Consider the following 24,983-nt stretch of genomic DNA (forward strand, 5'->3'; position numbering starts at 1 on the left):
CAGCTGTCCGAAAACAGATTTACTAGAAAAATAATTACTTTTACTCATCGTTTTTTGTCTTTTGCAAAACCAAATTACGATTTTAATTGAGAAGCCATTTTTATGGCTTCTTTTTTATTTACTTTTATCGGACAACAATGTTATTTAATCTGTTAATTATTTATTAGTGTGTCAATAAAGGTTTTATCCATTTGGGTAAAATCTTTAAATAAATGTACTGCTTCGTGCAAAGTAGAGGCTTCTCCAATTCCTACGCTAATCATTCCGCCAATGTTTGCAGCTTGAATTCCAGCTACCGAATCTTCAAAAACAATCGAATCTTCGGGTTTTATATTCAACAATTTCGCTGCAAGCAAGAAAACTTCAGGATCAGGTTTTGCATTTGAAACATCGTTTCCGTCCACAATAGCATCAAAATAGGCAAGGGTTCCCGTTTTTTCAAGAATAGGTCTAGCGTTTTTACTGGCTGAACCCAACGCAATTAATTGGTTGCGTTCTTTCAAATAGTTTAAAATAGGCATTACTCCAGGCAAGATTTCGCTTTCGTCCATATCGACCAAGTAGGACAAATAATCTTCGTTTTTTTGAATTAGACATCTGTTTTTGTCTTCTTGCGAAGCATTAACTTTTCCTATTTCCAGAATGATATCTAGCGAGCGCACGCGGCTTACTCCTTTTAATAATTCGTTATTTTCGTGTGTAAATTCGAAACCTAATTCGTTGGCGATTTTTTCCCAAGCTAGAAAATGGTATTTTGCCGTGTCCACAATCACGCCGTCAAGATCGAATATAAATGCTTTTGTATTCATTATTGTTTTTAATTTATTTTAGCTGTTGAAATGCTTTCCTTTACAAAAAAAACTGCAAGTCCAGCAATCAACATTGAAACTCCTGCGATCACAATGATTGCCATCGGAAAACCTCCAAACATAGCAATGATTGTGCTTCCTAATAATCCTGCGGCGATTTGTGGAATAGTAATGGTGGCGTTAAACAATCCCATATAGACGCCCATTTTATCTGCCGGTAAGGAACCAGATAACATAGCGTAAGGCATTGCTAAGATAGCTGCCCAAGCCAATCCTACTCCAGAAATGGATAGTAATAAAATGGTTTTGTCGTGTACAAAATACATTGAAGCCAATCCAATTCCTCCCATTAAAAGTGAAAAACTATAGGTTTTTTTTCTGCCAATAGATTTTGCAATTGTTGGAATAAGTAAAGAAAATAAGGCTGCAACAGCGCTGTAAAAGGCAAATAGTACTCCTGTCCAATCTCCTGCTTCGTTGAAACCAATTGATTTTGGGTCCAAGGCTTCTGCTCCCCAAACCTGATTGGCAATGGCTCTAGTGGTATAAACCCACATTAAAAACAAAGCAAACCAAGAAAAGAATTGTACAATTCCCAACTGCCAAAAAATAGTTGGAGCATTTGAAATTAATTTGAAAATGCTTGTTTTTTCGGTTACAGTTTTAGCTTCAAGGTCAATATCATTGTAAAGTGCATGTTCTTTTGGGGCATATTCTTTGGTTCTAAAAACAGTCCACAGAACAGTTACCAATAAAATAGCTCCTCCAATATAGAAAGACCATATTACCGAAGCAGCTACTTTTTCGCCAGCTGCAGGAACATTTGCAACGCCTACTTTGGCAAGAATCCAAGGTAATAAAGAACCAAAAACAGCTCCAAAATTGATTAAAGCACTTTGTAAAGAATAGCCAAGATTTTTCTGTTCGTCATTGACCATATCGCCGACAAGTGCTCTGAAGGGTTGCATCGTAACATTAAACGATGTGTCCATCAATAGTAGCATTACGGCACCAAAAATTAAAGGTGGTAATAAATAAGTGAAATATTCTGCGTTGGGCATAAAAAACATGGCCAAAGCCGAAACAATGGCTCCAAAAAATATAAATGGAATTCTGCGGCCCAGTCGCGTCCATGTTTTGTCACTGGAAAGACCAATGATGGGCTGAACAATTAAACCTGCCAGAGGTGCTGCCAGCCAAAAATAACCAATGCTATGAACATCAGCGCCGAGGGCTTCTAATATCCTGCTGGTGTTGCCATTTTGAAGGGAATATCCAATTTGTACTCCTAAGAATCCAAAACTTAGATTCCAGATTTGCCAAAAACTTAATTTGGGTTTTTTCATTATCGTATATTATATTAAATGTACGATAAGCGCCTTGCTTATCAAAACTTAACTTATTTTTCGAAGTAAAAGTAACAGTTTTGAATCCTGTAAATATATTAAAAGAAGTTAGAAGTTAAAAGTTAGAAGTTAGAAAAGTATTTATTTCAAAAACTACAACGTAATAGTGTGAATAAGTTTTTGATATCAATGACAATAGCAATGGCAATATCAATGTCAAAAATCAATTTCAATGGCAAAAAAATTCACTATTGCAATTGCTATTGCTATTGAAATTTTAAAGAGTTGATTCTCGCTCTATTAAATGTGTTTCAATAACCACGGTTTTGTATACTTCGTCCTTTTCTTCTGTTTCTATTGCTTCTTCTTCGGCTTCCAATCTCTCAATAAGCATTTTCGCTGCTACGCTTCCCATTTCTAGTCCATTTTGGCTGACAGTGGTAATGGTTGGCGTTGAATATTTGGATATAATTCCATCTGTAAAAGCAATAACTGCAAGATCTTCTGGAACTTTTATTCCTCTTTTATTTGCCATTTTGATAATGGTTACTGCAAATAACTCGTTAACAGCAAAAACAGCATCAAAAGCTTTATCTTCAAGCAGTTGGGCTATTGTGATTTCGCAGTTGTCAACGTTTTCAATTTTTATAATTAAATTTTCATCAAAAGGCAATCCATTATCGCGTAAGGCTTTGGTATAGCCATCGGTTCTAAATTTACCTACACTCACATAATCGACAGTGGTGACGAGAGCAATTTTTTTCTTTCCCTTATCTATCAAACTTTGAACTGCCTCGTAAGCTGCTAGTTCATCGTTAATAATTACTTTATCACAAAGGATGTCATTAGTAACTCTATCAAACATAACTACAGGCATTCCTTGACTGATGACCTCTGTAATATGATGAAAATCGCCTTTGAATTGGGTTTCTTTAGAGAGCGACATTATAAATCCGTCAATGCTGCCATTGGCAAGCATTTCCATATTTAGGACTTCTTTGTCGAACGAATCATCTGACAAACAAATGATTACGCTGTATCCGTTTTCATTGGCAATATGTTCGATGCCATCGATGACGGTTGAAAAGAAATAATGTACAATTTCGGGAATAATAATTCCAATGGTTTTTGTTTTTCTGTTTTTTAAACTAAGTGCAATATTGTTAGGTTTGTAGTGATAAAACTTAGCAAAAGCCTGAACTTTATTTCGGGTTTCTTCACCTATTTCAAGACTATTTCTCAGTGATTTTGAAACGGTTGAAATAGACACATCCAATTCTTTTGCGATTTGCTTAAGGGTCACTTTCTTCTTCATAGTTATAATTTAATAAAAATCATTTTCGTAATAAAGATAAAATTTTATTTGGATTATGGCAATTAAACAAGGGTAAAATTATTAAAAGTCAAAAACTTTTCAACACTATCACGTTTTCGTAACCCATTTAAACTTTACTTTTGTTATAAGTGTTAATAATTATCTAATTTTGAAATTCGAAGTAAAGGTAATTACAAACAATAACCTAATTAATTTAAATAAAAAGTATGAAAACAATTTATAAAAAGTTGTTATTTTTATTACTATTCTTACCCTTAAGCGTTCTTGCTCAAGCAACTTTAGAAGGTACGGTTGTAGATTCAAAATCAAATCAGCCTATTCCTGGAGTAAATGTAGTAATTCAAGGTTCTGCAAGCGGAACACAAACAGATTTTGACGGTAAATATAAATTACAAAAAATAAATAAAGGCGATAAAATCGTTTTTACCTTTATTGGTTATACCAGTCAAACTATAACTTTCAATAATCAACAAACATTAAATGTAAGTCTTGCAGATGATGCTAATGAGCTAAAAGAAGTTGTGGTTCAAGTAGGATATGGAACTGTAAAAAAGAAAGATGCTACTGGAGCGGTTGCTTTGATTACAGCAAAGGACTTCAATAAAGGAGCTATTTTAAACGTTGATGGTTTATTAAATGGTAGAGCTGCAGGTGTAGTTGTAACCTCTTCAGGAACTCCAGGCAGTGACCCTGTGATTAGAATTCGTGGCGGTTCTTCCTTATTAGCAAATAATAGTCCATTAATTGTAGTGGATGGATTGCCAATAGATGGAGGTTTATCTGCTATAAATCCCAACGATATTGAATCTTTTTCTATTTTGAAAGATGCTTCTGCAACCGCAATTTATGGAAATAGAGGTTCTAATGGGGTTATTCTTATTACTACCAAAAAAGGTTCTAAGAAAGACATACAAGTTTCCTTCAACACTTTTAGTACATTGAATACATTGGCTAGAAAAGTGGATGTTTATAATGCAGATGAATTTCGAGCATTGATAACCGAAAAAGCACCTTTGAAAGCAAATCTTTTAGGAACTTCAAACACAGATTGGCAAGATGAAATTTTTAGTAATTCGTTCACAACAGATGTAAATATGTCTGTTCTGGGTAATCTTTTCAAAACGGTGCCTTCAAGATTAACCATCGGAAATACAGATAATAGAGGTATTTTAGATACTTCTAATTTTAAAAGATCTACAGCATCTATTTCGTTGAACCCAAGTTTTTTTGATAATCACTTAAAAGTAAACTTAACTGGAAATTATTCGTACACTTTCAGACAAAATGCAAATGAAGGAGCAATAGGAAGCGCTATTTCTTATGACCCTACTCAGTCTGTATATGACCCTACCTCAATTTATGCTGGTTACACTGAATGGATTGTTGGAGGACAGCCAAGAGGAACCTCAAATCCAGTAAGTTTATTAAAGGAGACAAGAAACGTCGGAAATCAATTTCGATTTTTTGGAAACATCAATATAGATTATAAATTTCATTTTTTGCCTGAATTGAGAGCTATTGTAAATGCTGGTATGGAGAAGCAAGATGGGGACGGAAGTGTTACCGTAAATCCGTTTTCAAGATCAGGGTTTAATAATAATCCAAATCTACCAACCACACAAATTGGGTCTTACTCAGAAAGTTGGTTTCATAATAAAAACGAAAACCTAAATGCTCAGTTGAATTATACCAAAGCATTTGGCAAATTGAATTTTGATCTATTAGGAGGTTACGAATACACACAAAAAGATTATCAAAATTATTATTCAGGAAACAGAAACTTATTTGGTTTAGGGGTAAATGAGGAGGTGAGAGAAGATATTTACACTGATCCAGGGAATAATTTGCAAGCCTTTTTTGGCCGTTTGAATTTAGGATATAACGATAAATATTTGTTGACAGTTAATTTTAGACGAGATGGTTCAACTAGGGTTTCTCCAGTAAACAAATGGGCAAATTTCCCAGGAGTTGCTTTTGCTTGGAAAATGAAAGAAGAAAGCTTTCTTAAAGATTCCAAAACTTTTTCGGATTTAAAACTCCGATTAAGTTATGGTGAAACAGGTCAGCAAGATTTGGGACAATCGATAGCTTGGATCAAAAAGTATTCGACTTCAGGAAATAATTATTATCAATTTGGTAATGAGTTTGTTGTCATTTCTAAACCTGACGGATACAACGCAAACTTGAAATGGGAAAGGAAAAAAAATTATAATGCAGGACTAGATGTCGCCTTTATCGACAATAGGTTGAAAGCTTCTATAGATGCTTATTTCTCTGAGACTATAGATTTGTTCGCCAACACCAAACTGGGTGCGCTCCAAAATTTAGCAGTTTACGGACCTACAAATATCGGTTCACTTGAAACAAGGGGAATTGATTTCAGCATGAATTTTGATGCAGTTCAAAAAGGTAATTTCACTTTAGGACTAAACTATAATGTTACGTACAACAAAATTGAAATTACAGATATAGCTACCAATAACGACCCTCAAGGAGGAGTTGGTTTAGGAGCTTTTATCCAAACGCACACCATCGGATTGTCTCCTTTTTCTTATAGAGTTTATGAACAAGTGTATACCGCAGATGGTAAGCCAATGGAAGGTGTTTTTGTCGATAGAAATATGGACGGAAAAATTGATAGTAGCGATCAGTACAATTACAAAAAGCCACAGGCCGATGTAACTATGGGTCTTATGTTTAGTGGTACTTTTTATAAAAATTGGGACTATGCTATGGCCTGGAGAGCAAGTATTGGAAATTATGTATATGACGATGTAAATGCCAGTAGAGCTTTCTTGGGAACTATTAATGATACGTTTAATCAAACTATTAATAACTCGCCAGTCGATTATAGTACAACTAGTTTTATAGCCGCTTCTAAACAATCTGATTATTACATAAAAGACGCTTCATTCTTAAAACTAGACAACATTACCTTAGGATATAATTTTAAATCTGTTTTCAACACAGATAAATTTTCATTAAGATTGTATGGTGGTGTTCAGAATGTATTGACCATTACTGACTATAAAGGGATTGATCCAGAGGTTTTCAATAACGGAATCGATGGAACAATCTTTCCTAGAGCAAGAATGTACTTGTTGGGTTTAAATGCTAATTTTTAATATTAAAAAATAAATTAAAATGAAAAAATTACTAGAAATAAAGAATTTAAAGTGGGTATTTATACTATCTATCTTGTTTTCATTAAGTTCTTGCTTAGATGATTTAAATATAGCGCCTAAAGATGATGATCAGGCGATAAGCGAAGCCTTTTTTGCAAGTAACCCCAATTCGTATAAACAATTTTTAGCTAAAATTTATGCTGGTTTTGTTGTTACAGGACAAGAAGGTCCTTCAGGACAATCTGATTTGGGTTCGTCAGTAGATGAAGGATTCTCACAATACATGAGAGGCTATTGGCAATGTCAAGAATTAACTACCGATGAAGCAATGATTGCTTGGGGAGAAAGTGATAACAAAACAATCAAAGATTTGAATTTTAATACGTGGGATAAAGACAACGTTTTTACAGAAGCTTTTTTTGCCAGAGTATTTTTCCAAATAGGTTTGTGTAACGAATTTTTAAGAGAAACGACTCCAGAAAAACTAACTAGTAGAGGTGTAAGTGAAGAATTGAAAACTCAAATCACTAGATTTAGAGCAGAAGTTCGTTTTTTAAGAGCGCTTACTTATTATCACGGAATTGATGTTTTTGGAAACATTCCTTTTATGACAGATGCCGATGTTTTAGGTGTAAAACCAGTAATGCAAAATCGTGAATTTGTATTTGATTATTTAATAAAAGAATTAGATGCTATCGACGCCGATTTAGCAGCACCAAAATCGAATGAATACGGTAGAGCCGACCAAGCAGCCGCGTGGATGTTGAAAGCAAAATTATTTTTAAACTCAAAAGTGTACATCAAAAATGACAGAAGCGCCGATGCCTTAGTTGCAGTTAATAAAGTTATTGCTTCAGGATATACTATTATTACTGATAGAAAAAAATTATTTCAAGCGGATAACAATAGTAATGGTGCACAAAATGAAATTATTTTTCCATTAGTTTCTGATGGTTTGAAATCTCAAACTTGGGGAGGAATGACTTATATAGTTCATGCTTCTTGTGACAATGCGGTGGGAACTTTACTAGGAGTAGATTCGGGATGGAAAGGATACAGGATCCGTAAAGAATTTGCTGAAACTGTAGGAACTGACGACGCTCGTGTTACTTATGTTACCGGAAATACAGATCCTGCTTCTATAGCAAACCCAACGGTCGATACCAATCAAGACGCCTTTTTGCAAGGAAAAAAATTGACTAAGTTTTCTAATATAAGATCAGATGGCGCCAAAGCTTCTTCGGCTACTTTTCCGGATACTGATTTTCCTTTATTTAGAATGGGAGATGCTTACTTAATGTATGCTGAACTAGCATCTAATGGTTTTGGTGACAAAACAGTAGCTGCGGGTTATATAAATGATTTAAGAAAAAGAGCCAATACAAACGCCTCAACAGTAACTGCCAGCGAAGTAACTCCAAATTTAGTTTTGACTGAAAGAGCGAAAGAATTGTACTGGGAAGGTTGCAGACGTCAAGATTTGATTCGATTTGGCAAATACTTAAGCGGATACAATTGGGAATGGAAAGGTGGAGTTAAAGCAGGAGTAGATTTACCTGACTACAGACTCTTGTTTGCCATTCCAGCAAATGAGTTAAGATCAAATTCTAATTTATCACAAAACCCAGGATTTTAATATCCCTGTGTATTGATATTAAATAAATATATACAATGAAAAATATTTTAAAGATAACGGCTTTTGCATTTTTGCTCATTTCTGTTGCATCTTGCACTGACACAATTGACCCAAAGGTTTCTCCAAATGGGTTCACATTAAATGCTCTTGATCCAACTGGCCCATTTGTTTTGTCTTCTTTAGACGGGGATAATTTGTTGGCCACATTAACTTGGGGACCTGCGGATAGTGGTGTTACAACGGTATCACCAAAATACACAGTAGAAATTGCAAAAGCAGGGACAAGTTTTGCAGCCCCAATTATTGCAAATACACCTTCAACTGCTTTAAAAGTGGTGTGGCAAGAAGGCTATATTAATCAGATACTCCTAAATAATGGTTTCGCGCCAGATGCAGTGGCTGACCTTGACATTAGAGTAAAATCAGTACTAGGCGAAAACACAAACATTCAGGTGCAATATTCTAATACAATCAATATGAAAGTTACCCCTTTTGCTCAGCTTTTTTTAGCTTTCACAAAAGTGGGTGATAATCCTGCAAACGCACCAAAAACCAAATCTTCTAGTTTATACACTAGTGATTGTGAAGGATATGGTTGGTTAGAAGCTGGAACATACAGATTTTACACTGCAACTGGTGGAGTGTTTCAATCATCGAATGCGTTTTATGGAGATAATGGTAGTGGCGCTCTTGAGCTAAATGGTGCTGCTATTAGCGTAGCAACAGCTGGATTTTATTTGATAAAATCGGATATTAGCAAAAGCCCAAAAACGTATTCTATCACCCCTAGCGAATGGGGGATATTTGGTGAAGCAAAAGGTTTTCCTGCTGCAAGCAATAGAAAGATGATTTATAATGCTGTAACAAAAAAATGGGAACTTACTGTTTCATTAAGTGGTGGTAAAGGTTTCAGATTTAGAAATACCTCTTTAACCTCAATTTTAGGCGCATTTGATGTCACTAGAGTCGGTGCCGACTATGCTGGAACGACTATGAGTTATAATATAATAAAAAGAAATGCAACAAGTGGAGCGGTATTGCCAGATGGTGAACAGCCTGGAATTATAATATTGCCAGGAACGGCTGCTGCAGATTACACAGTCACACTTGATTTAAATACACCTCGAGCTTATACCTATAGTGCTGTCAAGAAGTAAATACAATTAGTAAAGAAAAGGCTGTTTTTAAACAGCCTTTTTTGTCATTTAAACACATTAAAATATGAAAAAAATTATTATTTTATTTTTATTTGCAACTTATCTTGGTTTTGCTCAGCAACAAACAGTTACTTATAGTGTGAGTCCAGTAACTTTTGAAGAAACAGACCTTATTACTCTTACAGTTAATGGGAGTAGTATAGACGAAGTTACTTGGGGAGTTGTTGGAAATACATTATATATGTGGGCATGGGCTTTTGACTTAAACGATACTACTCAAAAAGGCACGCCACTCAACGGTACTTGGGCTGCCTCAGACGAAGCAAGTAAATTCACCTATGATGTAGCAACAGATACCTATTCAAAAACAATCACTCCAGCAACCTATTACAATACAACGGGTATCGGAAAAATTGGTTTTTTGATAAAAGCAAAAAACGGAACAGGAGACAAAAAATCGCAAGATATTTTAGTAGAAGTAGGTAATTTTCAAGTAGCATTGGCTTCCCCATTGCAAAACAGTTCTACAATTCTATCATCTGGAGGAAGTATAGCAATTGCAGCAACAAATTCTGCAGGGAATGCAAGTTATAATCTAAAATCTAACGGAGTTTCAATCGATACTAACCCAAGCACCTCAAATTATACGTTTACACATACAGGCATCACTACAAATCAAAACTATGAATTGGATGTAACCCAAGGCGTCACAACCATTACAAAGAAGTTTTCGGCAATTGTCAACCCAGAAGCTGTTTCTGAAACAATACCTGCTGGTTTGCTTGAAGGAATTAATTACAATGCAGGCGATGCTACTAAAGTAACTTTAGTGTTAGATGCTCCTGGAAAAGATTTCGTTTATGTTGCGGGAAGTTTCAACAACTGGCAGCCCGGATCCGCTTATGCAATGAAAAAAGATGCCACTACAAACTCTACCAAATTTTGGTTGGAACTCACTGGCTTAGTTTCGGGCACAAATTACACCTACCAATATTGGGTAATAGACGAAACCCCTATTGCAGGTTCACCATCATTGGTAAAAACTGCCGATCCTTATTCTACTTTAGTGTTGAATAAAGATGAAGATCCTTGGGTTCCAGTAGGGAACTATCCAAATCTTCCAGCTTATCCAATAGGCCAAGATCGAGAAGTGACAGTGTTACAAACCGGACAAACACCTTATGCTTGGAGTACAGCAACAACTAATTTTGTAAAACCAGAAAAAGACAAACTGGTAGTTTACGAACTTTTGGTTAGAGATTTTGATGCCAACCGAAGTTATCAAAACTTGATAGACCGTATCGATTATTTTAAGAACTTGAAAATTAGTGCTATCGAATTGATGCCAGTGATGGAATTTGATGGTAATGAAAGTTGGGGCTACAACACTTCCTTTCATATGGCTTTAGACAAAGCGTATGGAACAAGTTCAAAATTTAAAGAATTTATCGATTTGTGTCATCAAAATGGAATTGCAGTGATTCTTGATGTTGCATTAAATCATGCTTTTGGAAGAAACCCAATGGATAGAATGTGGATGAATGATCCGGACGGCGACGGTTGGGGAGGCCCAGCAACTGACAATCCTTATTTTAATGTTGTTCCAAGGCACAGTTATAATGTTGGAAATGATTTTAACCATCAGTCAGTGTACACTAAAAATTATGTAAAAAGAGTGATTAAACAATGGATTGAAGAGTACAAAATTGACGGTTTCCGTTGGGATTTGACTAAAGGATTTACCCAAAATTGTGCTAGTGGAGACGCTTGTACAAATTCTTATCAGCAAGATAGAGTTGATGTTCTCAAAGAATACGCAGACTATTCTTGGTGCGGTGAAAGTTGTAACACTGTGGATGCCTGGGATGGAGATCCTTACCACTATATAATTTTTGAGCATTTAGGAAATGATAATGAAGAACAAGAGTGGGCAAATTATAGAATCAATGAAACGCCAAGCAAAGGAGTTATGATGTGGGGGAAAATGACTAATGAATACAATGAATTGTCTATGGGATATAATAATTCCAAGAACAACATTGAACGAATGGGTTATGATGCACATGTTGGATTTACTGGAAAAAGAGTAATAGGGTATGCTGAAAGCCATGATGAAGAAATATTAATGTATAAAAATATAACATTTGGTAATTCTTCGAACCCAGCCCATAATGTCAAAAACTTGAATACTGCTTTGTCTAGAATGTCTGCCATTGGCGCTGTGTCGCTCCTTGTTCCTGGTCCAAAAATGATTTGGCAATTTGGAGAATTGGGTTGGAATAACTCCATTTTTACTTGCAATAATGGAACTGTAGATATGGATACGGATGGGATTGGTCCCGATGGCGATTGCAAACTAGACACAAAACCACAACCACAATGGGTAAACAATTGGTTAGGTGATGTCAATAGAAACAAAATCTATTTTGATTGGGCAAAAATGATAAATCTAAAAACTACAGAACCTGTATTTAATGTAAATAGTACTGCCAATAGTGGTTTTGATATTAAATCAGGAAACACTTTTACACCAAGATTATTTTTATGGGATAATACCACGTCTTCTACGCAATTAAGAAATGTAGTGATACTGACTAATTTTGATGTCAATACTCAAAACGTCATCCCTGATTTTCCTTACGCAGGAACTTGGTACAATTTAATGGATAATTCAATGGTAGAGGTAACCAATGCAACTGCAACGATAAGTATTGAAGCAGGTGGATTTAGAATTTATGGCAACAAGCCTTCTTCACTAGGAACCGATACTTTCGAAGTAAATGGCGAAATTTATTTGTATCCAAATCCAACGACAAATTATTTTACCCTGAATACGGCTTCTTCAAAGGTAGAAATTTATTCTCTAACAGGACAATTGGTTAAAAGTTTTAAAGCAAATCAATCTAAAGAAAATCAATATTCAATTAGTGATTTGAAAAAAGGAATCTACTTTGTAAAAGCTTGTAATGAGAATAGCGAGCTAAAAGTGATGAAGTTGCTCAAGCAATAGTTTTTGTTTATTATATTGATAAGGCTGTCTTTTTAAGGCAGCCTTATTCTTTTGCTTAATTTCTAGATTCTTACCGATTATCTTATTGGTTGGTATCAGTTTTGGCAAAAAACACCAATATCTGAAATGTTATCAACACGAAAACGTGGTAGTTCTTTTTTTTTTGAAGCATTCGTTTTTTATTCATCTGTTTTTTATACTTTTATAGGATATTAATCTAAAAATATTATTAATTATGAAAACAAAATTATTTTCTTTCTTTATTGCTGTCTTTTTAATCAGCTTTAGTGGCAAAGCTCAAACTAACGCCAAGACTTCAGTAGATTTTCCAGTTATTACTTTGATTGGTGCTGGTAATGGTGGGTGGACTAATGATGCAGAAACGACAATGTTAACCTCTGATGGTATAACCTATACCCTTGTTGACAGAATACTTACAGATGGTGAGGTAAAATTCCGTGAAGGCAAGTGCTGGACGACTGGTTGCCCTGCAACAGTAACTAACACTTTCGGTTGGGGTCCAACAGATGCTGATTATGCATTAAATGGTGGTTGGCCTTCGGGAGCCAATAATGCTCCAAAAGATAATGGTAAAAACATTAAATCTGTTGCAGGATCTTGGACCATTACTTTTAATAGAATTCAAGGATCTTGGACTTTTGTTCCAGGAACTCCTATTCCAGTAATTAAAGTTGTAGGAACTGCTGTATCAGCAGTAGATGGAGCGATGTTAACCACTGCAGATGGTATAATATTTAGTGCTAAAAAAGTGTCATTAAAACCGGGTACTTGTAAAATTGAGATTAATGGAACTTCTTACGGTTCAGCTGTTGCACCTGGTTTTCCAATGGGTACTGCTGACTCCGCAACTGGTAGCATTGCCGTAACTACTACAGGTATCGATTACGATGTGACTTTTGATTACTCAAGTGGTGCATACGATTTTAAAGTAGCAACTTTTCCTACCATAGCTCTTGTAGGATCAGCAGTTGGCGGATGGCCTGGAACACCAGATAATCCTGGACCAATTGATAAAAACCAGATGGCTACAACAGATGGTATTACTTATACGTTGAATAATGTACCGGTTGTTGGTGGTGGTCCAGATCAGAAATGTTTGTTCCGCGTTGGAAATGCTTGGGATAAAAAATACGGTAGCTCTGCTTTTCCTGAAGGAATGGGTGCTGGTGGAGGAGATATTCTTGTTCCTGATGTAGCAATGACAGGAACATACAATGTGACTTTAAATACTTCAACTGGAGCATATACTTTTACAAAAATCACTTATGCAATTGTAGGTGCTGGAGTTGGAGGATGGCCAGGAGAACCAGGAAATCCTGGTCCAATTGATGTACATCAATTATCAACTGTTGATGGTATCAATTATACTATAAATGGTCTTGTTGTAACTACTGATATTATTAAATTCAGAATAAACAATGCTTGGGCTGGTGGTGACTGGGGCGGAACAACATTCCCTGCTGGAACTAAGTCTAATGACAACATACCTGCAAAAGCTGGAACATACAATCTAACAGTTAATGTACTAACAGGAGCTTATGATTTTGGAACTAATTTAGGTGTTGCTAAATTTGATGCTAAAAGTTTCAAAGCATATCCAAACCCAACAAGAGGTAGCTGGAACATAACTTCATCAAATGATGATATCATTTCAGTACAAGTTTACGATGTTTTAGGAAAAACGGTATATGCGAAAAATAGTGCTGCAAAAGAAGTTTCTGTAAATGCTACAGAACTTTCTAAAGGAGTTTATTTTGCAAAAGTTTCATCTGCAAATGGTGCTTCAACTATCAAGTTAGTAAAAGAATAGAGGTTGTTTTTAATTGAACTAGTCCCTTACTGCAATTGTAGTAAGGGATTTTTTTTGGATGAAATTAATGCCGATTAGCAATATATGAGAGTCCAATAATCCCGAAGCTTCGGGAGTACTCAATATATTGTCTTTCGGCATTATCTCCCGAATTCGTCGGGATAAAATTTTAATATGGATTAGACCATTTTAAAATTACAATTGGTATAATTTTATATAGTTCTGCTGGTTTTACAAAGTCTTTTGCAATGTCATCTAACAAATATAATTGCTATGTTTTTGTCACAAAATGACAAGTAAACCATTAACTGAATGACATTTGATTCGAGCGCAGTCTAAACTCAATTGCTGAGTTCAACTGGATAGAACTTTAATGAAAATGAGAACAACTTCAAATAAAAAAGGCTGCCAGAGATGGCAGCCTTTGCTATTGAAATTAAAACATTTTATAATTTTCCGGCCTTAATTTCATCCACAATTTCTGGATTTAATAAAGTGGTGGTGTCTCCAAAATTAGAGAAGTCACCTTCGGATATTTTACGCAAAATTCTTCTCATAATTTTACCAGAACGCGTTTTTGGCAAACCAGAAACAAACTGTATTTTGTCTAATTTGGCAATTGGCCCAATATGATCTGAAATATGTTGATTGATCTCTTTTGCCAAGTTGATTCGGTCTCTATATTCTCCAGATTCTTTTAAGATAACAAAACCATACAAAGCATTTCCTTTGATATCGTGAGGAAAGCCTACAACAGCACTTTCGGCTACTGCTGGATGTTCATTGATCGCATCTTCAATAGGTGCAGTTCCTAGATTGTGTCCAGAAACGATTATTACATCATCTACTCGACCAGTTATTCTATAATATCCCACTTCATCACGCAATGCTCCGTCACCAGTAAAGTATTTCCCTGGGAATGCACTAAAATAAGTTTCTTTATAACGTTGATGATCACCCCAAATGGTTCTTGCTATACCTGGCCAAGGAAACTTAATACAAAGACTTCCACTGACTTGATTGTCTTCAATTTCGTTGCGTTTTTCATCCATTAAAACGACTTGAATTCCCGGTAAAGGCAAAGAAGCATAAGTTGGTTTTGTCGGCGTAATAAAAGCCAGAGCTGAAATTAAAATTCCGCCAGTTTCTGTTTGCCACCAAGTATCAACTAGTGGGCAACGTTTTCCTCCAACGTGGTCATTATACCAGTGCCATGCTTCCTCATTGATAGGTTCTCCTACGGAACCGATAACTTTTAGTGATTCTAGCGGGTATTTTTGAACATAAGACAAATTCTCTTTAGCTAAAGAACGAATAGCGGTTGGTGCGGTGTAAAATTGACTTACTTTGTGTTTTTCTATAATTTCCCAAAATCGACTAAAATCAGGATAAGTAGGAACTCCTTCGAATAGCACTGTTGTAGCACCATTTAACAAAGGACCATACAGAATATAAGAATGTCCGGTGATCCAACCAATGTCCGCAGTACACCAAAAAACATCATTTTCTTCGTAATTGAATACGTTTTTAAAAGAATAAGCGGTGTAAACCATATAGCCTGCGGTAGTATGAACCATTCCTTTTGGTTTTCCAGTAGAACCTGAAGTATAGAGAATAAACAAAGGATCTTCGGCATCCATGATTTCGGCTACATTGTTATCAGAAGCATTATCTAGTAACGGTTGCAACCATTGGTCACGACCTTCTTTCATTTTAATAGAGGAATTGGTTCTTTTTACAACCAACACATTTGAAACTGAAGGGCAATTTACTAGCGCATCATCAATGATTCCTTTCAAGTCGATAGTTTTTTCACCTCTAAATCCTCCATCTGAGGTAATGACCATTTTACATTCACTATCGTTGATTCTTGCGGCTACTGCAGATGCTGAAAACCCAGCAAATACAACCGAATGAATCGCGCCAATTCTAGCACAAGCCAATACCGAAACAGCAATTTCAGGAATCATTGGCAAATAAATACAAACTCTATCGCCTTTTCGAATGCCTTGTTCGCGAAGCACATTAGCCATTTTTGAAACTCTCAAATACAAATCATTGTAGGTGATATGTTGCGCAGCTTCTGCGGGATTGTTGGGTTCAAAAATAATAGCTGTTTTTTCGCCTCGCTTAGAAAGATGTCTGTCAAGGCAGTTTTTTACAATGTTAACTTTGGCATCAACAAACCATTTTATTTTGGCTTCAGCCATATCGAACTCAATAATTTTTTCAGATTCTTGGTACCAAGTAAAATTTTCTGAAGCAATCTTACTCCAAAATTTTCTTGGCTCTCGAACAGATTTATTGTAGTGTTTGAAGTATTGTTCTAAATTCTCAATTTTGTAGTAACTCATTGTATTTTCATTTTTTTTGTGTAAAAGTCTTAAATTAATTTTATTCAGAACAAATTTAAATTCTATTTGATGTAGAATGAAAAGTAAAGGTACTGAATTATCAACACATTATCTTCGATATTATAATGGCAATACTTTTCGCCCTATTTTATCATTGATTACAATAGCCGCTCCTTCATAAAAAGCAAAAAAGCCACACAGAATTCCTTCGTAACCGGCAAAAGTATGAAGGGATGCACTTCCAGTAAAACTTGCAGCAGCAAGAAGAGCAAATAAAATAACCAGCGAACCAAAAATAAGTTTACTTATTGTATTTCCGTTCAATGTTCCTACAAAGAGGGCCAAAGTAAACAAACCCCAAATCCCCAAATAACAACCCATTGATGCTCCATCAGGTTTGGTGACTCCCATTAAAGGAAGAAGCCATATAGCGACAAGCGACAACCAAAAGAATCCGTAAGATGTAAATGCCGCCATCCCAAAGCCATTTCCTTTTTTCCATTCCATAATTCCTGCAATGACTTGTTGTATGCCACCAAAAAAGATGCCCATTCCCATAATCATCGAATTCAGTTCGAAGAAACCTGCATTGTGAATATTTAATAAAATTGTTGTCATCCCAAAACCAAAAAGGCCTAATGATGCTGGATTAGCTGTTGTGTCTTTGATAATTTGTTCCATAATAAAAATGATATTTGTTTTTTGGTTAATAATAAAATTAATATTTCAATCGATTGAGTTCACAAATATATTAATCCTGTTGGATTTTCCGAATATTTTTTTCGGATGCTTTCTATTTTTACGATAAGATCAAGTTTGTTGCTATTTGGGATTAAAAAGACATACATTCAAAAAATTAGGACTTCAAAAAGGATTGTATAGGAAATACATACGTGCTACAATTCTAAAAAATAAATGAACTTGTTCAAATTTCAAATATGACAATTATCATTTTTTTTAAAATCTATTGCCTCTACCTTTGAGAGAAATAGAACAATAACAAATAAAATTTAATATAATGGCACAAGAAACAAAAACCCCAAAATATGTCTATTCTTTTGGTGGTGGCAAAGCAGATGGCAATGAATCCATGAAAAATTTATTGGGAGGAAAAGGAGCGAATCTTGCTGAAATGGCTGGTCATCCTAATCTTATGTTGCCAGTTCCTCCTGGATATACACTTACCACCGAAGTATGCACCGCTTTTTACGATAACAATAAGAACTATCCTATTGAACTTAAAGCGCAAGCAGAAAACGCTTTGGCAGCTGTAGAAAAAATAATGGGCAAAAAATTCGGTGACTTAAACAATCCGTTATTGCTTTCTGTACGTTCTGGTGCTCGAAAATCAATGCCCGGAATGATGGATACCGTTTTGAATATTGGACTCAACGAACAAACCATCGAAGGGGTTATCAAACAATCGGGTGATGCTCGTTTTGCTTATGATGCTTACCGTCGTTTGATTATGATGTATGCCGATGTGGTTATGGAAAAAGCCGCAGGAATTGAACCTAAAGACGGAAAAGGAATTCGAAAAGTATTGGACGAAAAATTAGAAAAAGTTAAACACAAACAAGGATATCAATTTGATACCGATTTGACTGTTGCCGAATTAAAATCTTTAGTAAAAGAATTTAAAGCTACCATCATTAAAGTTTTAGGAGCGCCATTCCCAGAAGATCCAAACGAACAATTATGGGGAAGTATCGGAGGCGTATTTAGCAGTTGGATGGGAAAAAGAGCTATCGAATACCGTCGCATCGAAAATATTCCACACCAATGGGGAACTGCAGTAAATGTACAAGCCATGGTTTTTGGAAATATGGGAGATTCTAGTGCTACGGGTGTTGCCTTTACTAGAAATCCAGGAAATGGGGACGATTATTTTTATGGCGAATATTTAATCAATGCTCAAGGTGAAGATGTTGTTGCAGGTATTAGAACTCCAGCTCCAGTAAATGACAAATCTAAAAATGACCATAGCAGACTACTGCCAACTCTCGAAGAAATAATGCCTGTAGCTTACAAACAACTGTTCGAAATTCAAAACAGATTGGAAAATCATTACAAAGACATGCAAGATATTGAGTTTACTATCGAAAAAGGAACGCTCTATATGTTACAATGCCGAATCGGAAAACGCAATGGAGTTGCCGCTGTAAAAATTGCCAGCGATATGTACAATTCCAAATTAATTAATGCCAATACTGCAGTAATGCGTGTAGGACCAAACCAATTAGTTGAATTGTTATTACCCATGTTGAATCCTGAAATTCAAAAAATAACCAAAGCTGTTGCTAAAGGATTACCTGCTGGACCCGGAGGCTCAATTGGACGTGTCGTTTTCTCTTCTAACGATGCTGTTGAATGGGCAAGCCGTGGTGAAAAAGTAATCTTGGTTAGAGAAGAAACCTCTCCTGAAGATGTCGATGGAATGCACAAATCTCAAGCCATTCTAACTACTAAAGGTGGAATGACTTCTCACGCTGCATTAGTGGCAAGAGGCTGGGGAAAATGTTGTATCGTAGGTTGTAATGATATTCAAATTAATAGCGAAACCAAATCATTTAAAGCTAACGATGGCACTTTTATCAAAGAAGGGGATTGGTTAAGTCTTGACGGTACAAAAGGATTGGTTTACCTTGGAAGTATGGAATTGGTGGATGTTGATTTAGATAAAAATGAATCCTACAAAAACCTAATGAAATTAGTGGATAAAACAAAAGTGATAGGCGTTCGTACCAATGCTGAAACCCCAGGAGATGCTGAACAAGGAGCGAAATTTGGAGCCGAAGGAATTGGACTTTTCCGTACAGAACACATGTTTTATGGAGAAGGAAGTAACCAACCATTGTTTTTATTACGCAAAATGATTGTGAGTAAAACCGAAGAAGAAAGAAGAACTGCTTTGAATGGTTTATTCGTATATGTGAAAAAAGATATTAAAAGAACATTAGGTGTTATGAGTGGTTTTCCAGTAACAATTCGTTTACTCGATCCACCTTTGCACGAATTTGTTCCTCACGATAAAGAAAAATTGATTCAGTTAAGCAAAGAATTAGGAATCAGCATGAGTGTTTTGAACCGAAGAGTTCTTGCCTTACACGAAAACAATCCAATGCTTGGCCATAGAGGTGTTCGTTTAGGGGTTAGTTATCCTGAAATTACCGAAATGCAAATCAGAGCCATCTTTGAAGCATCGGCTGAGTTGATTCAAGAAGGAAAAAAAGCAATGCCGGAAATTATGGTTCCTGTGACTTGTTCTAAAAACGAATTGAAACACCAAAGAGCAATCGTAAATGCGGTGTACAAAGAAACTTGTGAAAAATTAGGCGTCAAAGAAATTCCTTATTTATACGGAACCATGATCGAAATTCCTCGTGCCGCTCTAAAAGCAGATAGTATGGCCGAAGAAGCTGATTTCTTCAGCTTTGGAACTAACGATTTAACACAAATGAGTTTTGGTTTCAGCCGTGATGATATTGGAGGATTCCTTCCTAAATACCTTGATCTTGGCATTCTTCCAGACGATCCTTTCCAAACCATAGACCAAGAAGGTGTGGGAGAGTTGATAAAAATTGGAGTAGAAAGAGGCCGAAAAACAAAACCAAATCTAAAAGTTGGTATTTGTGGTGAACACGGTGGTGACCCTGAAAGCGTTGTTTTCTGTCACAAAATTGGGATGAACTATGTGAGTTGTTCTCCTTTCCGTGTGCCAATTGCAAGATTAGCAGCAGCACAAGCCGCTTTGCAATTTCCAAGGAAATAAATTTTAAAACCCTGAATATTTATAATGACTGACGGCATCCTGAAAGGGGTGTCGTTTTTTTTGTTTAAAGCGGAAAGAATTATTTAGGTCAGGTACTAACTTATTTAAAAACTGCATAATTTTGGAGTTAAATCCAAAATTATACTTTTTTTCTGCGATTATAATCCAAAATTATCCGTTTTCAAAACAAAAAAAGAAACTCGGTACAAATTAAAAACAAAAAACCCACTCAATTTGAGTGGGTTTCGTGGTACCTCCAGGGATCGAACCAGGGACACATGGATTTTCAGTCCATTGCTCTACCATCTGAGCTAAGGTACCTTGCTAAGAGCTCAATTTACTCTTATTTTCATAGGAGTTCGCTGAACTTGTTTGCGGGTGCAAATATAGAATGATTTTTAATTTATACAAAACAATTATTAAAAAAAATCTATTCGTACCTTTGCAATGTTAAATTTAAATTATGATTCTAGCTGTCGATGTGGGGAATACCAGAATTAAAGCCGCTGTTTTTGAGGAAAGTACCCTTTTAGAATCTTTTGTTTTTCTAAAAACAGAGCTCGAAAAAAGCATTCACAATATTTTAAATAAGCACAAAAAGATAACCCAATTAGTTGTTTCATCCGTTTCTGAGGTCGAAAAACAAGCTTTTTCAAACTTTGAAGACTCAATAAACATTCATTTTGTTTCTCATAAAGATGCATTCCCATTTGTCAATGGTTATGAAACACCGCAAACATTGGGTATTGACAGAATGGTTTTAGCCGCTGGCGCAACGCTAAAATATCCCAATCAAAATAGGCTGGTAATAGATGCAGGAACTTGCATAACTTACGATTTTATTGACGAAACCGACAATTACATTGGTGGAGCAATCTCGCCTGGATTGCTCTTGCGATACGAATCGTTGCATCATTTTACAGCAAAATTGCCCTTGATGACTTTAGACAACCCCAAACGTTTGATAGGCAAATCTACCTCAGAATCAATTCATTCAGGAGTTGTAAATGGATTAGTATTTGAAATTGAGGGTTACATCGAGGAATTAAGGAGTCAATATTCAAAATTTATAATAATTTTAACGGGAGGAGACTCAGTTTTTTTGGCTAAGCGATTAAAAAATACCATATTTGCCAATTCAAATTTCCTTCTTGAAAGTTTGAATCAAACATTTCAATATAAAATCAAAAATGATTAAAAAATTTTTAATAAGCTCTTGTTTATTGCTGTCATTAGTTATGTTTTCGCAAGAGGGCACTTCTTCGCCGTATTCGTTTTACGGAATTGGAGAAGCTAGGTTTAATGGAAATGTAGAAAGTCGCTCGATGGGTGGAATAGCAATGATTCCAGATAGTACAAGGATAAATTTCCAGAATCCTGCTGGATATGGAAACTTAAAATGGACTAACTTCACCGTTGCCGGAAGTACTAGCAGTACAAAGCAAAAATCAGGAACATCTAGCGGAACCGCAAAAAGAACCACTTTAGATTATTTAGCTTTAGCGGTTCCACTCGGAAAATTTGGAGCCGGTTTTGGTTTGATTCCCTATTCCTCTGTGGGATACAAAATAGAAAACATCTATGAAGATGGTTCTCAAAACAGTAAGCGTTTCAATGGTTGGGGCGGAATGAATAGAGTTTTTTTAGGCGCAGGTTATAGAATATTACCTAATTTAAGTATTGGTGCAACTGGGTATTATAATTTTGGAAAAATCCATACCAATAGTGTAGAATTTATACCTTATGTTCCAATAGGATCTCGTGAATTAAATGTTACTGATTTGACCGGCTTGAATCTAAACTTTGGTTTGATGTACCAGTACAAATTGAAAGATAAAATAATGCTTTTCAGTAGTTTGACATACACGCCAAAAAGTATTTTAGTTTCTAACAACGATAGGACGATAAGCACTGTGACTATTAATTCAGACTTTGATTATTCAGATGTTGACTCTTATGATACGGTTACCACCAAAACTGATTTGCAATTGCCTCAAAAATGGGCTTTGGGTTTGGGTTTTGGAGATGCTAAAAAGTGGGTTTTTGGAGCTGAAATCGCACTTCAGGATATTGGTAAATTATATAACACTTACAATACTTCAGACAATGTAACGTACAGTAAATATCAACGATATGGTTTTGGAGGTTATTTCACGCCAAGCACAAAACCATTTGCAAGTTATTTTAAAAGAATCACATATCGTGGTGGTTTTGTTTATGAAAAAACAGGATTAATAGTCAATTCTACTCCAATAAACGATGTTGGGATGACTTTAGGACTTGGATTGCCTATTACAGGCTCTTTATCAAATTTTAACGTTGGTTTAGAATTTGGAAAAAAAGGAACTACTACAAATAATTTAGTACAAGAAAATTATTTCATCTTAAACTTAGGATTCTCACTAAACGATAAATGGTTTGTAAAAAATAAATACCGTTAAGAGTTAAACCAAGGTTAAAAATTTTCTAATCTCTCCAGTTTGCAAATGAATTTTCTGAAAAAAAACTCCATCCACTTAACGTTATCACTTATTACCGTGACACTTTTTTTGGGATGTGAAAGTAATTTTAAAGAAGTTCAAAAAAGTAATTTCTCGGAGTTTGTGCCGAGCGGTGAAGCTGAAAAAATAAATTTAAAATATACTGAATCTGGACGAATAACCGCTATTTTGGTCAGTCCAAAAATGATGGAATATGCCAATGTTGCTTTTCCCTTTACTGATTTTCCTAAAGGTGTTGACGTTACTTTGTATGACAAAAACAACAAAAGAACCATTATTCTAGCCGATTATGCTACTTCTTACAAATCAACAAACATTATTGATTTGAAAGGAAATGTAAAAATCACTTCACAAGACGGACAAATACTTGAAACAGACCAATTGTATTTTGACCAAAAAAACGAGTGGTTTTTTACCGAAAAAAACTTTAAATTTACAGACCCAAAAGGCACGTCAAACGGTCAAGGAATCGATTTTAGTAAAGATTTTAAAGTCATTAATTCACAAAAAATTGCAGGCGAAATAGACTCTGACGAATAAAAAATACATTCAAATTATGCAATACCTAAAATATACTCCTTATTTATATCTCATACTTGGAGCCGCATTTTTTTATGATGCGATTACCAAATGGAATGATCCAGCAGCAACGCCAAATATAAGTTTGCTTCTTGGTGGTTTGGCTGTTTTTATGTTTTTCTTTAGAAGAAGATTTGCAAAGAAAATGACAGACCGCAACACTAAACCCTAAGTATGGAAACTAGTATTATCGTTTGGTGTTTAATACTATGCGCTTTCTTTTCGGGAATGGAAATTGCTTTTGTTTCTTCTAATAAAATTTACCTGGAAATAGAGAAAAAACAAGACAATTTCATTTCAAAAATCCTTTCAAAGCTTACCGAAAAACCTTCAAAATTTATTGCTGCAATGCTCATTGGCAACAATATTGCGTTGGTTATTTATGGATTTTTAATGGGCGACTTAGTACTGGTCTGGATAGAAAATTTGGGATTAAATTTTTCTGGATTTTGGAAATTTTTAATTCAAACCATTGTATCAACTGTACTTATTTTGGCTACAGCCGAATTTTTGTCCAAGGTCTTCTTCCAGATTTACGCCAATATTTTAATCAAATTTTTTGCACTTCCGGCTTATGGATTTTACCTTATGTTCTATTACCTTTCCTCATTTATCATTTGGGTTTCGGATATTATTTTAATTAAATTCCTTAAAACCCAAGGAGATCAAGTGTCGTTGTATTTTAGCAAAGCTGAACTGGGGAATTATATTACCGAACAAATGAGCACCGTTGAAATAAACGATGACATGGATTCTGAAATTCAAATTTTTCAAAATGCATTAGATTTTTCAGGAGTCAAAGCACGAGATATTATGACGCCACGAACTGAACTTGTAGCCATAGATTTATTCGATTCTGTATCAGAATTGAAAGAGTTATTCATCGAAACGGGTTATTCTAAAATTGTAATTTTTAGCAACTCAATAGATGATATTGTGGGCTACGTACATTCTTTTGACTTATTCAAAAAACCAAAAAATATCAAATCAATCCTCATTCCGGTTGAATTTGTTCCTGAAACTATTTTTATAAAAGACGCAATGAATTTGCTTACCAAAAAAAGAAAAAGCGTAGCCATTGTCTTGGACGAATATGGCGGAACTTCCGGAATTATTACCATTGAAGATATTGTTGAAGAACTTTTTGGAGAGATTGAAGACGAGCATGATTCGGATGAAGAATTAACCGAAGTAGAAGTAGAAGATGGCGTTTATCTTTTTTCGACTCGATTGGATGTCGAGTATTTAAATCAAACCTACAAATTGGATATTCCTGAAAGTGATTCTTACGGAACATTAGGCGGTTTTATTGTAGATTCGACCAAAGAAATTCCTTTAAAAGGCGATGTTATTACCATTGGAAACTACTATTTTATAATTGAAGAAGCCACCAACAAAAAAATCGAATTGGTTAAAATGACAATAAAAGAATGATTTTTTTCAGGAAATCAAATTTTCTTGTAAATTATAACGCGACTATTATAATTATTAACTAGATAATTGTATTTTCGCAGACTGAATATAAAA

The 24,983-nt window shown here is 35.2% G+C and carries 16 protein-coding genes and 1 tRNA gene; 11 read left to right on the forward strand and 6 right to left on the reverse strand.

Features of this window, described 5'->3' with window-relative positions; genetic code table 11:
* Positions 1-152 precede the first annotated feature (152 nt).
* From pgmB to RMO83_RS08475, 3 genes are all read right to left on the reverse strand, one after another.
* Positions 153-809 carry a beta-phosphoglucomutase gene (gene pgmB, locus RMO83_RS08465; protein WP_310559242.1) on the reverse strand — a complete coding sequence of 219 codons (657 nt, stop codon included), beginning with the start codon at positions 807-809 and terminating at the stop codon, positions 153-155.
* Positions 810-817: 8 nt separating this feature from the next.
* Positions 818-2,155, reverse strand: coding sequence for an MFS transporter (locus tag RMO83_RS08470; RefSeq protein ID WP_310559243.1), 1,338 nt, complete (start codon positions 2,153-2,155; stop codon positions 818-820).
* A gap of 277 nt (positions 2,156-2,432) precedes the next feature.
* Positions 2,433-3,470 (reverse strand): LacI family DNA-binding transcriptional regulator, encoded by a 1,038-nt coding sequence (locus RMO83_RS08475; RefSeq protein ID WP_310559244.1) that lies wholly within the window; start codon positions 3,468-3,470, stop codon positions 2,433-2,435.
* A gap of 227 nt (positions 3,471-3,697) precedes the next feature.
* On the opposite strand from RMO83_RS08475, the gene RMO83_RS08480 reads away from it, so the two are divergent.
* The 5 genes from RMO83_RS08480 to RMO83_RS08500 all read left to right on the forward strand — a co-directional run bounded on the left by RMO83_RS08480 (position 3,698) and on the right by RMO83_RS08500 (position 14,250).
* A complete protein-coding gene (locus tag RMO83_RS08480; protein ID WP_310559245.1) occupies positions 3,698-6,616 on the forward strand; it encodes a SusC/RagA family TonB-linked outer membrane protein in 2,919 nt (972 codons plus the stop codon).
* A gap of 19 nt (positions 6,617-6,635) precedes the next feature.
* Positions 6,636-8,252, forward strand: a complete 1,617-nt coding sequence (locus RMO83_RS08485) for a RagB/SusD family nutrient uptake outer membrane protein (RefSeq protein WP_310559246.1) — start codon at positions 6,636-6,638, stop codon at positions 8,250-8,252.
* A 35-nt stretch (positions 8,253-8,287) separates the two neighbouring features.
* Positions 8,288-9,409, forward strand: coding sequence for a SusE domain-containing protein (locus tag RMO83_RS08490; protein WP_310559247.1), 1,122 nt, complete (start codon positions 8,288-8,290; stop codon positions 9,407-9,409).
* Between the two features lie 64 nt (positions 9,410-9,473).
* A complete protein-coding gene (locus RMO83_RS08495; protein ID WP_310559248.1) occupies positions 9,474-12,419 on the forward strand; it encodes an alpha-amylase family glycosyl hydrolase in 2,946 nt (981 codons plus the stop codon).
* Positions 12,420-12,654: 235 nt separating this feature from the next.
* On the forward strand, positions 12,655-14,250 hold the full coding sequence (locus tag RMO83_RS08500) for a T9SS type A sorting domain-containing protein (protein ID WP_310559249.1): 1,596 nt from the start codon (positions 12,655-12,657) through the stop codon (positions 14,248-14,250).
* 446 nt (positions 14,251-14,696) lie between these two features.
* Here RMO83_RS08500 and acs read toward each other — a convergent pair whose 3' ends face one another.
* Both acs and RMO83_RS08510 read right to left on the reverse strand, forming a co-directional pair.
* Entirely contained in the window at positions 14,697-16,643 is a 1,947-nt protein-coding gene (acs, locus tag RMO83_RS08505; RefSeq protein WP_310559281.1) for an acetate--CoA ligase, read from the reverse strand.
* 81 nt (positions 16,644-16,724) lie between these two features.
* A complete protein-coding gene (locus RMO83_RS08510) occupies positions 16,725-17,285 on the reverse strand; it encodes an acetate uptake transporter (protein ID WP_310559250.1) in 561 nt (186 codons plus the stop codon).
* Between the two features lie 337 nt (positions 17,286-17,622).
* On the opposite strand from RMO83_RS08510, the gene ppdK reads away from it, so the two are divergent.
* On the forward strand, positions 17,623-20,376 hold the full coding sequence (gene ppdK / locus RMO83_RS08515) for a pyruvate, phosphate dikinase (RefSeq protein ID WP_310559251.1): 2,754 nt from the start codon (positions 17,623-17,625) through the stop codon (positions 20,374-20,376).
* Positions 20,377-20,624: 248 nt separating this feature from the next.
* Here the strand turns inward: ppdK and RMO83_RS08520 are convergent.
* A tRNA-Phe gene (locus RMO83_RS08520) sits at positions 20,625-20,697 on the reverse strand.
* Positions 20,698-20,839: 142 nt separating this feature from the next.
* Here RMO83_RS08520 and RMO83_RS08525 point away from each other — a divergent pair.
* The 5 genes from RMO83_RS08525 to RMO83_RS08545 are packed head-to-tail and all read left to right on the forward strand — an operon-like array spanning position 20,840 to position 24,890.
* Positions 20,840-21,574: a type III pantothenate kinase gene (locus RMO83_RS08525; protein WP_310559252.1), complete on the forward strand. Its 735-nt coding sequence runs from the start codon at positions 20,840-20,842 to the stop codon at positions 21,572-21,574.
* Entirely contained in the window at positions 21,567-22,817 is a 1,251-nt protein-coding gene (locus RMO83_RS08530; RefSeq protein WP_310559253.1) for a hypothetical protein, read from the forward strand. Before RMO83_RS08525 ends, RMO83_RS08530 begins: the two co-directional genes overlap by 8 nt.
* A 45-nt stretch (positions 22,818-22,862) precedes the next feature.
* Positions 22,863-23,417, forward strand: a complete 555-nt coding sequence (lptC, locus tag RMO83_RS08535) for an LPS export ABC transporter periplasmic protein LptC (RefSeq protein ID WP_310559254.1) — start codon at positions 22,863-22,865, stop codon at positions 23,415-23,417.
* Positions 23,418-23,433: 16 nt separating this feature from the next.
* Complete coding sequence (locus RMO83_RS08540) at positions 23,434-23,628, forward strand: hypothetical protein (RefSeq protein ID WP_310559255.1); 195 nt, start codon at positions 23,434-23,436, stop codon at positions 23,626-23,628.
* Between the two features lie 2 nt (positions 23,629-23,630).
* Entirely contained in the window at positions 23,631-24,890 is a 1,260-nt protein-coding gene (locus tag RMO83_RS08545; RefSeq protein ID WP_310559256.1) for a hemolysin family protein, read from the forward strand.
* Positions 24,891-24,983: the final 93 nt, after the last annotated feature.

The sequence above is a fragment of the Flavobacterium sp. genome (assembly GCF_031423415.1).
Lineage (GTDB): Bacteria > Bacteroidota > Bacteroidia > Flavobacteriales > Flavobacteriaceae > Flavobacterium.

What these genes read in the sequence shown, in the direction of transcription:
- pgmB (WP_310559242.1), bottom strand. Translation starts at nt 809, where the DNA reads ATGAATACAAAAGCATTTATATTCGATCTTGACGGCGTGATTGTGGAC.
- RMO83_RS08470 (WP_310559243.1), bottom strand. Translation starts at nt 2,155, where the DNA reads ATGAAAAAACCCAAATTAAGTTTTTGGCAAATCTGGAATCTAAGTTTT.
- RMO83_RS08475 (WP_310559244.1), bottom strand. Translation starts at nt 3,470, where the DNA reads ATGAAGAAGAAAGTGACCCTTAAGCAAATCGCAAAAGAATTGGATGTG.
- RMO83_RS08480 (WP_310559245.1), top strand. Translation starts at nt 3,698, where the DNA reads ATGAAAACAATTTATAAAAAGTTGTTATTTTTATTACTATTCTTACCC.
- RMO83_RS08485 (WP_310559246.1), top strand. Translation starts at nt 6,636, where the DNA reads ATGAAAAAATTACTAGAAATAAAGAATTTAAAGTGGGTATTTATACTA.
- RMO83_RS08490 (WP_310559247.1), top strand. Translation starts at nt 8,288, where the DNA reads ATGAAAAATATTTTAAAGATAACGGCTTTTGCATTTTTGCTCATTTCT.
- RMO83_RS08495 (WP_310559248.1), top strand. Translation starts at nt 9,474, where the DNA reads ATGAAAAAAATTATTATTTTATTTTTATTTGCAACTTATCTTGGTTTT.
- RMO83_RS08500 (WP_310559249.1), top strand. Translation starts at nt 12,655, where the DNA reads ATGAAAACAAAATTATTTTCTTTCTTTATTGCTGTCTTTTTAATCAGC.
- RMO83_RS08510 (WP_310559250.1), bottom strand. Translation starts at nt 17,285, where the DNA reads ATGGAACAAATTATCAAAGACACAACAGCTAATCCAGCATCATTAGGC.
- ppdK (WP_310559251.1), top strand. Translation starts at nt 17,623, where the DNA reads ATGGCACAAGAAACAAAAACCCCAAAATATGTCTATTCTTTTGGTGGT.
- RMO83_RS08525 (WP_310559252.1), top strand. Translation starts at nt 20,840, where the DNA reads ATGATTCTAGCTGTCGATGTGGGGAATACCAGAATTAAAGCCGCTGTT.
- RMO83_RS08530 (WP_310559253.1), top strand. Translation starts at nt 21,567, where the DNA reads ATGATTAAAAAATTTTTAATAAGCTCTTGTTTATTGCTGTCATTAGTT.
- lptC (WP_310559254.1), top strand. Translation starts at nt 22,863, where the DNA reads ATGAATTTTCTGAAAAAAAACTCCATCCACTTAACGTTATCACTTATT.
- RMO83_RS08540 (WP_310559255.1), top strand. Translation starts at nt 23,434, where the DNA reads ATGCAATACCTAAAATATACTCCTTATTTATATCTCATACTTGGAGCC.
- RMO83_RS08545 (WP_310559256.1), top strand. Translation starts at nt 23,631, where the DNA reads ATGGAAACTAGTATTATCGTTTGGTGTTTAATACTATGCGCTTTCTTT.